Raw genomic sequence first — 11177 nt, 5'->3', positions numbered from 1 at the left:
TTTGTTTCATAATCAATAACTTATATTATGAAAACGATCGCACTTTTACTCGCCATGTTTGTTGCCTCCCTAATGTATGGACAGGACGAAGCTTCCGGAAGAATATCTGCTACTGTAAATAATGTTAGCGGAACTCAAGGAGAGGTTCTTTTCGCTCTATATACTGAAGATAACTTTATGAAGAAAGAACCGAATTTCTCTGCTATGAGTAAAATTACCGATGGCATAGCCACAGTTGTTTTTGAGAATGTTCCTGAGGGAACCTATGCCCTGGTAGTAATGCATGATAAGAATAGTAACAAACAAATGGACTTTGATCCCAATGGAATGCCGAAGGAAGATTACGGAACCAGCGGGAATACTATGAGCTTTGGACCTGGATGGAATCGAAATTTGATTTTGAAGGAGGTGAAAAGAAGTTGGAAATACGTTTTTAAAAGTCACCAGAGAAAATTCATCAAGCATTCAAGCTGCTTCATATAGATAAAACAAAGTTTATTTATAATTTAAATAAGAAAAACTTATACATTTGTATGATAAACTTGTTTTTATGACAATTACCCAATTGCATTACGTGCTGGCCGTAGCCGAGCATAAGAATTTCACAAAGGCTGCGCAGAAGGTCTTTGTGACCCAGCCAACCTTGAGCATGCAGATCCAGAAACTGGAAGAGGAACTCGAGGTTACGATATTTGACAGGACCAAAAAACCTATTCAGCTAACAGAAGTTGGCCAGAAGATCGTTCAGCAGGCAAGAAATATAGTAAATGAAAGTGACCGGATTCAGGACATAGTAGACCAGCAAAAAGGCTTTATTGGCGGAATTTTCAGACTGGGGGTGATCCCAACGGTAATGCCCACCATTCTGCCTATGTTCATTGGTAATTTTATGAAAAAGTATCCGAAAGTAAAGCTGAAGATCGAAGAACTTCATACCGAAGCTATCCTGGAAAAACTTAAGGAAGGCCATCTTGATGCTGCTATTGCTGCCACACCCCTGGAGGTAGAGGGCATTAAAGAGAATGTTCTTTACTACGAACCATTTGTCGCATACATTCCAAACCAAAATGACATTTCATTAGAAAAGGATAAACTGGATGTAGATGACCTGAATATTGATAAGATGCTACTATTGGAAGACGGACACTGTTTTAAGGACGGGGTCATAAATCTATGTAAAGCCTCCAGGAACTATGAGGACGATCAGCTCCAACTGGAAAGCGGGAGTTTTGAAACTCTTATAAAGCTTGCGAATGAAGGTCTTGGAATGACGCTTCTTCCCTATCTACACACGCTGGACCTCAAAGACGCTGAGAAAAAAAACCTTAAAATGTTTAAAGATCCCGTGCCGGCCAGGGAAGTGAGCCTTATTTATAACCGAAGTGAATTGAAAATGCAGATCATAGACGCCCTGCGTAATACGATCGCCGCCGTGGTTAAGGGTGCTATCACCTTCCAGAACGTCAAAATTATAAGTCCGTTAAATAAGAAGAAAGAATACCAGGTTAATTAGAAAAGCGGCCTTTTGGGCCGCTTTCTTGTTAGGTATTTAAATAAATTAAACATTGATTTAATTCCGGATTCTGCCTGGTTAAAGAGATAATCCAAAGTCTTAATTCCTCTATCTCATGAGGAAGCAAACGTTGAAGTGCCTTTTTAACCTCCTTGCAGAACAAGTTTGCATCAAAACTCACTTTGTCAAGTACCGTTTTGGTGTATTCAAACATCGCTCTCGCCATAATTTGAAATTGTTTAGTTAAAGTTAGGTTGATAAATGCGTAGAAATATACTATAGGCAGATATTTTTTGGTTATCTAAATATACTAAAACAATATTTGTTTTAACACTTATCTTAAAATTTTAACAGTTTTAAAATTTGTTATCACCGCTTAGAACATCTCCTATTCCACCCAGGATACTGCCTTCACCTTTATCTTTTCCACCTCCCTGCGGAGCGGCCTGATGTACCCTGCTGGCCAGCCTGCTAAAAGGCAAGGATTGGATATATACAGTACCGGGGCCGGTAAGCGTGGCAAAGAATAAACCTTCACCGCCAAAGAGCGTATTTCTAATCCCACCCACAAATTCTATATTATAATCTACCGTTTGAGTAAAACCAATAATGCAGCCTGTATCCACCTTAAGTTTTTCTCCAGGTTGCAATTCCTTTTTGGCCATAGTACCTCCTGCATGAACAAAGGCCATTCCATCTCCTTCTACTTTCTGCATTATAAAACCTTCACCCCCAAAAAAGCCTCGTCCCAATTTTCTACTGAATTCGATACCGATTGATACTCCCTTTGCCGCACATAAAAAAGCATCTTTCTGACATATGAATTTTCCATTGAATCTGGTGAGATCTATAGGGATGATCTTGCCCGGATAGGGTGATGCAAAACTTATCTTTTTCTTACCCTGGATCTCATTTGAAAAAATGGTCATAAAGAGACTTTCACCTGTAAGTAAGCGCTTCCCGGCTCCCAGTACTTTTCCAAGAAAACCTTCATTTTGTTTAGATCCATCACCAAAAATGGTATCCATTCTAATTCCGTCATCCATCATCATGAAATTCCCGGCCTCGGCGATCACCGCCTCCTGGGGATCCAATTCTAATTCTACATACTGCATCTCTTCCCCAAAGATCTGATAGTCTATTTCGTGTGCATTCATTTTGTTAAGCTTTAAGAATGTTTATTATATTATTGAGTATCCACCACTGTAAGCATTAAGCTCTACACAGGGATATTCTCTTAATGTGAAATTAGAAGGCTATCAGCTTATCATTTATAGCTTAAAGCTTTTTAGCTTTCACCGTCCATTCAAATTCAAAGACCGAAACTTCATCTCCGGCCTCATCAACTCCGACTGCTTTGGTCCAGAAAACCTGTCCTTCGCCTGTTTCGATCGTCTTTTTTATATAAGTAGCTATTTTTTCACCATCGTAACAGTTAAAACTTATTTTTCCCCGGGCCTTTTTTGAAAAGCTAGATTTATTCCGGGCTACGAGCATTGAGATCTTTTCTCCAGACTGCTGTATCCTGTCCATTACCAGTGCTCCTGTACTTAATTCGGCTGCCATGCCCTGCACGGCCCAGTACATGGATCCAAAAGGGTTCTGATTTATCCAGCGATGCTTAACCCCCACTTCACACTGGGATTCATCTATATGTTTTACCCTCACACCACATAACCAGGCACTTGGTAGTTTCATAATTAAAAAAGAGTTCAGTTTTGAGGGCGAAAGCTTCATTTAAAAAGGTTTTGTTTGATTTTTTTATAAAAATAGGAAATATACACGAGTCTTAAATTCTTAAATATTTGTTAATTTTTAGTACTTTGTTTTGCATAATACCTTCTTTTAGCCATATATTTGTATAAGAATCTAATAGGTTATGTATCATCAATCAAAATTCATCATCATGAACAAACCATCTAACACTCAGGAAATTGCATTAAATGTAAAGAAAATCAAGATCTATCTAGTAGTAGCATTTATCTATACCTACTTTCTAACAACTATTTTCTTATAGGGTTATTCTAAACACTAAAAAAATAAAAATGACTTCAGAAAACATCAATCAAAACACCACGCTGGCTACCGTACTTCATCTATCAGTATTCAGCCAGTTTTTTATCCCGTTGGGAAATTTCATATTTCCAACTTTGTTATGGCTAAGCCGCAAACAGGATCCTTTTGTAGATCATCACGGAAGAAACGCCCTGAATTTTCAGATCAGCATTTTTCTCTACACGGTCTTTTTGCTTGCGGCAGGAGCCGTAACCTTTATCTATTTCGGGATAAAATTCAGTATTAGGGAACCGCTCTTCCTGTATGAAGATTCCTTTGTAATAGAAAATTTTGCAGATGCCCTGCCCTTTTTTATCACCTTAGGGGTTTTTGGAATTCTTTTACTGGGTCTGTTTATACTGGAACTCTTTACCGTAATTCATGCCAGCATCAGGGCCAGTGACGGTAAACTATATAATTATCCATTAACCATCAACTTTATTGGGCCAAGCACGCCCGATGACAATAACCATCAATCACATCAATCAAAAAATGAACAGTTTAATGACACCCAAAAACAAACAACATGAAGATCGAAAATACAAAAGCACAAATGCGTAAGGGTGTACTGGAGTACTGCATACTCTCCGTTCTAAAGGACGAAGACGCCTATGTAGCAGAAATTCTGGACACATTAAAAGACGCAAAGTTGCTGGTGGTAGAAGGGACTATTTATCCTCTTCTAACCAGGCTGAAAAATGCCGGACTTCTCAACTACCGGTGGGAAGAATCTACCAGCGGGCCGCCAAGAAAATACTACGGCCTTACCGAAACCGGTAAAATTTTCCTCAGGGAACTTACAGGAACCTGGGAAGAACTGCAGTCTGCAGTGAACATCGTAACCACTCAAAAAAAGAAAAATCATGAATAAGACAGTAAATATAAATCTTGCCGGCATTTTCTTTCATATAGATGAGGATGCTTATGCCAAGCTACAGCGTTATCTGGAGGCTATAAGGCATTCCTTTTCCAATACGCAGGGGCGTGATGAGATCATCTCAGACATCGAGGCTCGTATTGCTGAATTATTTAATGAAAAGATCAAAAATGAACGTCAGGTAATTAGCGTAAAAGAAGTAGAAGAAGTCATCACCATTATGGGACAACCCGAAGATTACATGGTGGATGAAGAGATCTTCGAAGACGAACCTAAAAGAACTCAGTCTACAAAGACTGTTGGAAAGAAACTTTTCAGGGATCCCGAAAACGGATATGTTGGAGGTGTATCTTCAGGCCTGGGTCACTATCTTGGGATTGAAGCCATCTGGATACGGTTATTATGGATCTTACTGACCATCTTCTCCAGTGGAGCCTTTATCCTGATTTATATCGCTTTCTGGATCTTTGTTCCAGAAGCTAAAACCACAGCCGATAAGCTGGCTATGCGCGGAGAGGAGGTTACCATCAGCAATATCGAGAAGAAGATACGCGAGGGTTTTCACGAGGTTTCAGATAGTATAAAAAATGTAGACTACGAGAGATATGGCAAACAGGCCAGTGCCGGTGCCAGCTCTGCCGCTACAACCCTTGGTAATATCATCAAGTTCTGTCTGAAACTATTCGTAAAGTTCGTAGGTATATTATTATTACTAATCGCTGGATCAACTCTTATAGCACTGTTTGTTGGGCTGTTCGCAGTTGGAACCTTTGGAATCATAGAAGCACCATGGACAGATTATGTAGAAATGGTGAACACAGGAGCGCCTTTATGGGTACTATCCCTTCTATGCTTCTTTGCAGTAGGTATCCCGTTCTTCTTCCTTTTCGTATTAGGACTAAAGATACTTGTAAAGAACCTGAGGTCTATTGGCAGGATCGCCTTACTTACCTTATTAGGTGTTTGGCTACTGTCAGTAATCGGATTAAGTGTTATTGGTATCAGCCAGGCGACCCACAGGGCTTTTGATAGTGATGTGGCCAGTACCGAAAAGCTGACAATCGCGCCTACCGATACCTTATTTCTGAGAATGAGACATAACTCTGAACTGTCCAGAAAGAACTGGCGCAGCTCCGATTTCAGGATAGCTTACGAAAATGGAAATAAGCTCCTTGTAGGGAACGATATAAGACTTATAGTGAAGTCCACCAAGGATTCCCTCGCCAAAATGGAGATCGTGAAATCGGCAGAAGGAAAGGATTATCAGGATGCCCAGACCAGAGCAGAGAATATTAATTATTCTACCAGTCTTATAGGAAATGAGCTGTTGCTTAACAGTTATTTCACTTCAGATTCAAGCTATGGTTATCGCGACCAGGAAGTACAGGTAACACTTTTCCTGCCTGAAGGGACTACCTTGTATGCAGATGAGAACACTTCGTCTTTCCACAGGAATACCGACTATTACGGGGATATCCTGATAAGTGGCGAAGAAGGGCATTTTCTGAAAATCATGGAGAATGAGACTTCCTGTGAAGATTGCCCCGTAGACACCTGGGATGATTCGGAAAATGACACCTGGGATGAAGAGAGTGAAGACTGGGATAGCTCTGATGATTTCAATGCAAGAGTAAATGTAAATGGTGAGGAGCTTAATATCAGGGTAAATGACGAAGGTCTGGAAGTGAACGATCAGAAGGTACATCGGGTAAGAATAGACAGCAACGGAATTGAAATAAACAACTAATCATGGGCACTCTCATCAATCTTTTAATAAGTTTCATCATGGGTCTTTTATTCGGTCATCAGATGGAAGAACCAAAAACCGCTCACAATGATTTACCGAAAGATCAAACCGAGATCTTTCAGAAACTCAAGGCCCAGCAACAGTTGCTGGAATGCTAACCGACTGAAAAAAAGCCTCCTTTGGGAGGCTTTTTCTATATTTGATATAATACTAAACCTGACTCATGATAAAAAAACTACCTTTTCTAATACTTCTAATCCTTTTTTCCTGCCAGGCCCAGGAAAAAGTAAAAGGGAGTAGAAATGTAAAAACCGAAGAATATAATCTTACTCCCTTCCACTCCATTCAGATCTCAGGAGATTTTGAGGTAGGTATACTCAAAGGTAGCCGACCCATGATGGAGATCAGGGCAGATGATAACCTTCACGACCTAATTCAGAGTGAGGTTGTGGGTGGGGTTCTGTACATTAAACCAGTCAGGGAGTTCAGCCGCACCAAATCTCAGGAGATCAGGATCACCTTTTCAGACACCTTAAGAAATATTCAAATTTCAGATAAGGTAGAACTGGAGTCCTTAGAAGATCTGTTCGTCCAGGATTTCCAGCTAAAGACCAGGGATAATTCAAAAGCATTTATCACTCTAACCGCCAGGAATTTTAATCTTATTCATGGAGACGATTCCCGCGCTGAGCTCAACGTTACGGCTACGGAGGTCTATTACCAGTTAAACCAGTCTTCCAGGATAGAGGCCCTTGTAAATGCTCCACTTTTTAAGGTTGATATTTATGAAAAGGCAAATGCCAGGATAGATGGGGATATAGAAGAATTTGAATTAAGAGCCGACCAGTCGGCTGAATTCGATGGCGAGAATCTCGCGTGTGTCAATGCCGTGGTACTGGCTGAGGGAGACTCTGAAAATAAGGTGAACGTTATAGAGAATCTTCAATTAAGAGCTAAGGGAAATAGCGAAACCGAGATTTTCAATACTCCTAACATTGAGCTATTGGAATTTACTGATGAAGCGGTTATAGCAAAAAAAGAATTCGGGAAAGGACTTTTCAACTAAGAGAGAAATCCTAAAATTTTCAAAATTCTGAACGCTTAATTCCGGGATTGCATAGTTTTACCGTGAAATTTAAATCAAATATTATGAAGTATTTATTTAAAACAGGCTTCTTTATCCTCATTCTAAGTCTTGGATTTGTGAGCTGCAGGAATGCGGAAGAAGAAGAGGAGAAAACCGAAGTTCAGAGGCTTATGGAAGATCCGGATAATGAAGTTGAAGTAAAGGATGGTGGTGATAAGATAAAGATCGAAACCGCTGAAGGTGATGAGATCAAGATCAAAAAGGATGGTGATGAATACAAGAAAAAAGTGGACAGAGCCGATGGCAGCGAATCCAAACTAAAGATCGAAGATGGGGAGGTGAAAAAGAAAACCGATAACTAATCCAGGTAATATCCTGAAAAAAAACGTCCCGCAATACGGGACGTTTTTTTTATTTTATTTTAAAAAGAAGTTATGCGTTGATCTCTTTTTCTTCGGCATTCGCTTCTTCCATATGGCTATCCTTTTCTGCCAGGTAACGTTCAGCATCCAGCGCAGCCATACAACCGGTTCCGGCTGCAGTTACCGCCTGGCGGTACTCCTTGTCCTGAACATCTCCTGAAGCAAACACTCCGGGAATATTTGTCTTTGTAGACTTCCCTTTTGTGATAAGGTAACCAGTATCGTCCATATCCAGCTGACCTTTAAAGATATCAGTATTCGGTTTATGACCTATAGCCACGAAAAATCCCGTGATCTTGATCTCTTCTTTCTCCCCTGTCTTATTATTAACCATCCTAAGACCTTCCACTACCTGATCTCCTAGTATCTCTTCAGCTTCGGTATTATATCTTACTTCCAGATTTTTTGTGTTGTTAACCCTATGCTGCATGGCTTTTGAAGCCTTCATATAATCCTTTCTAATCAGCATGGTTACCTTATTACAAATATTGGCAAGGTAAGTAGCTTCTTCTGCCGCGGTATCCCCCCCTCCTACTATGGCCACATCCTGACCTTTATAGAAGAAACCATCACAAACTGCACAGGCAGAAACCCCGCCACCTCTTAGTCTTTGTTCACTTGGTAAACCAAGATATTTTGCGGTAGCTCCGGTAGAGATAATTATAGTTTCAGCTTCCACCCATGTGCTGTTATCTACACAGGCTCTGTGAATACCTCCTACTTCTTTAGAAAGTTCAACTTCAGTGACCATTCCTATCCTAACCTGAGTTCCAAATCGCTCAGCCTGTTGCTGCAGGTCCATCATCATTTTCGGACCATCGATGCCTTCAGGATATCCTGGAAAATTATCAACTTCAGTAGTTGTGGTAAGTTGTCCTCCGGGTTCCATCCCGGTATATAAAACAGGTTTAAGATCTGCCCGGGAAGCATAGATAGCTGCTGTATAGCCCGCAGGTCCCGATCCAATGATCAAACACTTTATTCTCTCTGTAGTATCACTCATTTTTGTAATTTTTGGCTTCTGTAAAAGTAGGTAGTTTAGGTGAAAACTTACACCTAATGTTATTAAGATAGTTTATTTGTTGATAAACCCTAAAAATAAGGCAGAAAACTGCCTGGCTAACATCAAATTTAAAAGATAAATTTACCTTTGCCAAGTATGGAATTGAGTTTATTTAACATACTGGATATACTTGGAACCATTGCCTTTGCTATATCAGGAGCACTTTCAGCGATGAATAGACGTCTGGATCCTTTCGGGATTTTTATTATCGCCTTTGTAACTGCCATTGGTGGGGGTACAATTCGCGATGTGCTTATAGGTAACACTCCGGTAACCTGGATGGAAAATATAATTTATGTCTATCTTATTGGACTAGTCACCATTCTGGCCATTGTTTTCAGAAACAAACTGTTCTATCTAAAAAAATCACTTTTCCTTTTTGATACTATCGGGCTCGGGGTATTTACGATCACAGGTGTAGAGACAGGGATACAAAATGATCTGAACCCCATTATCTCCATCGCCCTGGGAGCCATGACAGGGACCTTTGGTGGTGTGATAAGGGATATTCTGTGTAATGAGATCCCTGTGATCTTTAGAAAAGAAATATACGCAACTGCCTGCTTATTAGGAGCTTTTGTCTATATAATACTCTTTGATCTTGGGGTAGATGCAGATATAATCTATCTTACAACTTCCCTTATCGTAATTGGTATCCGGCTAATCGTTGTGAAATACCATATCTCATTACCATCTTTCTATCTTTCTTCCAACGAAAAATCAGAGTGATACCTATAATATTGTAATGTACTACTCTGAATATCAATAGTTTCTGTATCTTTATGGAAAGCTACCCTAAAATGAAAAGGCATTCCGAAATAGTGATCGTGGAAAAAGATATTCCTATGGCAGCGAAATTATCGTTAAGCCTTAGTAAACTGGGATACCGAATAACTGGAATTTTTTCACGCGCCAAGGATGCCATTGCCTTCATTGAACAGGAGTCCCCAGACCTGATCCTGCTGGACGATAAGCTAAAGGGCCAGCTAAACGGGGTGGAAACACAGGGAGAGAATAAAAGCGGACAGGAATCTTCAGTCATCTATTTCGACAAAGAGGAAAGTTCAATTAACCTTCAGAAACTTTTACCTGCAGAAAAGAATATCAGGAAAAGTATTCTGAAAAAAGAAATTAAGGAATCCTTCAAAAGGCTCAGGAAAAAATACCGTCTGAAGAAACACCGGGAAAATGAGCAATCCTTATTAAGTGACCGCATCTTTGTACGTTACAAGGATAAAATGGTGAAAATAGCTCTTTCTGATATCAAATTTATTGAAGCAGACAGGAACTACTGCAGAGTCTTTACTAACGATAAGCAGTATCTGCTTGTAACTACTTTAAAAGATGTTTCAAAGAAACTTCCCTACAGGATGTTTTTGAGGATACATCGCTCCTACATTGTCAATCTTTCACACATAGATGAAATAGGCACCAATCATGTGATGATTTCCGGACGAACCCTACCTCTCAGCAAAACTATGAGAAATGATCTTTTGCGTCATCTCCAGGTGATCTGATAACTGCCATCCGGTAAGTAATAAGCCCTCTTGGGAAAGTATTACGGCACACCCGTCCTTGTGGTATTGCCGCGGCTGAAATTACTTCCTACCTTCTCTTCTTATTTCTTAATCAAAAACCGGAAAGCAATGAAATCAACCAAACAATTTTTAACTGTGATTACGATATTTTTTATGTGTATCGTGATTAATGCACAAAGTGACAGATATCAGTTATACGTGGTTCATGAAGACCATGTAAAAGACGGAATGGAGAAAAAACATGAGCAGGCCGATAAAGCAATTCTAGATGCGGCTAAAGAGCATAAGATGAAAGATATGAACTGGATCACTTTCCAGGCCGATGACAACAGGGTGATGTATCTCTCTCCAATAGAAAGCATGGCCGAGCTGGATAAAAATCCATTTGAAGATCTTCAAAAGAAAATGGGTGCGGACAAATTTGATGCTCTTTTTGAACCATATGCAGGTACCTATACCAAGCATGGAGATTATATTTTAAGATTGGATAAAGAGCTTTCATATATGCCTCAGGGAATTACACAAACTCCGGAGGGGCAGAACTACAGAGAGCTAACTTACTATCATATTCCACCCGGACAAGGTGAAAAAGCGGAACAACTCGCACAGACCGTAAAACAGCTTTATACCAAGAAAAACTCAAAACTTCACTACAGGTTGTATAAGAGCGGATTCGGAAATATGGGTAATTATTTCATGGTTGCCGTAGCGGCAGAAAGCCCTGAGGCTCTTGAAAAATTGCGGGAAGAAAATATGGAACTTCTGGGTGAAGAAGGAAAAAAGATATTTGACGAAATCCAAAACGCAACCTCTAAACAGGAAAGAGTGACCGGGTATTTAAGACCCGAACTTTCTTATGTCACCAATAATTAATT

Annotated in this window: 15 protein-coding genes; 11 read left to right on the top strand and 4 right to left on the bottom strand. The window is 39.9% G+C overall.

What is annotated here, in order from left to right; genetic code table 11:
- Window positions 1–27: 27 nt before the first annotated feature.
- Together EZJ28_RS03345 and EZJ28_RS03340 are read left to right on the top strand one after the other, a co-directional pair.
- A complete protein-coding gene (locus EZJ28_RS03345; protein ID WP_131394937.1) occupies window positions 28–483 on the top strand; it encodes a DUF2141 domain-containing protein in 456 nt (151 codons plus the stop codon).
- A gap of 67 nt (window positions 484–550) precedes the next feature.
- Complete coding sequence (locus tag EZJ28_RS03340) at window positions 551–1513, top strand: LysR substrate-binding domain-containing protein (protein ID WP_131394935.1); 963 nt, start codon at window positions 551–553, stop codon at window positions 1511–1513.
- 28 nt (window positions 1514–1541) lie between these two features.
- Here the strand turns inward: EZJ28_RS03340 and EZJ28_RS16140 are convergent, their stop codons facing one another.
- From EZJ28_RS16140 to EZJ28_RS03325, 3 genes are all read right to left on the bottom strand, one after another.
- Complete coding sequence (locus tag EZJ28_RS16140) at window positions 1542–1739, bottom strand: hypothetical protein (RefSeq protein ID WP_131394933.1); 198 nt, start codon at window positions 1737–1739, stop codon at window positions 1542–1544.
- Between the two features lie 130 nt (window positions 1740–1869).
- The gene (locus EZJ28_RS03330; protein WP_131394931.1) at window positions 1870–2670 is read right to left on the bottom strand and encodes a TIGR00266 family protein; all 801 of its coding nucleotides are present in this window, start codon (window positions 2668–2670) and stop codon (window positions 1870–1872) included.
- A 121-nt stretch (window positions 2671–2791) separates the two neighbouring features.
- Window positions 2792–3250, bottom strand: coding sequence for a DUF4442 domain-containing protein (locus EZJ28_RS03325; RefSeq protein ID WP_131394929.1), 459 nt, complete (start codon window positions 3248–3250; stop codon window positions 2792–2794).
- A 308-nt stretch (window positions 3251–3558) separates the two neighbouring features.
- Between EZJ28_RS03325 and EZJ28_RS03320 the strand changes: the two genes are divergently transcribed.
- The 6 genes from EZJ28_RS03320 to EZJ28_RS03300 all read left to right on the top strand — a co-directional run bounded on the left by EZJ28_RS03320 (window position 3559) and on the right by EZJ28_RS03300 (window position 7641).
- Window positions 3559–4098, top strand: a complete 540-nt coding sequence (locus EZJ28_RS03320; protein ID WP_131394927.1) for a DUF4870 domain-containing protein — start codon at window positions 3559–3561, stop codon at window positions 4096–4098.
- On the top strand, window positions 4095–4439 hold the full coding sequence (locus EZJ28_RS03315; RefSeq protein WP_131394925.1) for a PadR family transcriptional regulator: 345 nt from the start codon (window positions 4095–4097) through the stop codon (window positions 4437–4439). Before EZJ28_RS03320 ends, EZJ28_RS03315 begins: the two co-directional genes overlap by 4 nt.
- Complete coding sequence (locus EZJ28_RS03310; RefSeq protein WP_131394923.1) at window positions 4432–6192, top strand: PspC domain-containing protein; 1761 nt, start codon at window positions 4432–4434, stop codon at window positions 6190–6192. The genes EZJ28_RS03315 and EZJ28_RS03310 overlap by 8 nt, the downstream gene beginning before the upstream one ends.
- Window positions 6193–6194: 2 nt before the next feature.
- Window positions 6195–6350, top strand: coding sequence for a hypothetical protein (locus tag EZJ28_RS15970; RefSeq protein WP_165499022.1), 156 nt, complete (start codon window positions 6195–6197; stop codon window positions 6348–6350).
- Between the two features lie 65 nt (window positions 6351–6415).
- Window positions 6416–7258 carry a GIN domain-containing protein gene (locus EZJ28_RS03305; protein WP_131394921.1) on the top strand — a complete coding sequence of 281 codons (843 nt, stop codon included), beginning with the start codon at window positions 6416–6418 and terminating at the stop codon, window positions 7256–7258.
- An 83-nt stretch (window positions 7259–7341) separates the two neighbouring features.
- Complete coding sequence (locus tag EZJ28_RS03300) at window positions 7342–7641, top strand: hypothetical protein (RefSeq protein ID WP_131394919.1); 300 nt, start codon at window positions 7342–7344, stop codon at window positions 7639–7641.
- 70 nt (window positions 7642–7711) lie between these two features.
- On the opposite strand, the gene trxB is transcribed toward EZJ28_RS03300, so the two are convergent.
- The gene (gene trxB / locus EZJ28_RS03295) at window positions 7712–8704 is read right to left on the bottom strand and encodes a thioredoxin-disulfide reductase (RefSeq protein ID WP_131394917.1); all 993 of its coding nucleotides are present in this window, start codon (window positions 8702–8704) and stop codon (window positions 7712–7714) included.
- A gap of 156 nt (window positions 8705–8860) precedes the next feature.
- Here trxB and EZJ28_RS03290 point away from each other — a divergent pair, with 156 nt between their 5' ends.
- The 3 genes from EZJ28_RS03290 (at window position 8861) to EZJ28_RS03280 (ending at window position 11175) form a co-directional block, all read left to right on the top strand.
- The gene (locus EZJ28_RS03290) at window positions 8861–9493 is read left to right on the top strand and encodes a trimeric intracellular cation channel family protein (RefSeq protein WP_131394915.1); all 633 of its coding nucleotides are present in this window, start codon (window positions 8861–8863) and stop codon (window positions 9491–9493) included.
- A gap of 71 nt (window positions 9494–9564) precedes the next feature.
- Complete coding sequence (locus EZJ28_RS03285; protein WP_165499021.1) at window positions 9565–10281, top strand: LytTR family DNA-binding domain-containing protein; 717 nt, start codon at window positions 9565–9567, stop codon at window positions 10279–10281.
- Window positions 10282–10410: 129 nt separating this feature from the next.
- Window positions 10411–11175 carry a hypothetical protein gene (locus EZJ28_RS03280; protein WP_131394911.1) on the top strand — a complete coding sequence of 255 codons (765 nt, stop codon included), beginning with the start codon at window positions 10411–10413 and terminating at the stop codon, window positions 11173–11175.
- Window positions 11176–11177 lie beyond the last annotated feature (2 nt).

Origin of the sequence: Gramella sp. KN1008, from assembly GCF_004332155.1 — a bacterium.
Classification (GTDB): domain Bacteria; phylum Bacteroidota; class Bacteroidia; order Flavobacteriales; family Flavobacteriaceae; genus Christiangramia.
Note: the sequence above shows the minus strand (reverse complement) of the source record. Positions and strands in the feature narration are given on the sequence as shown.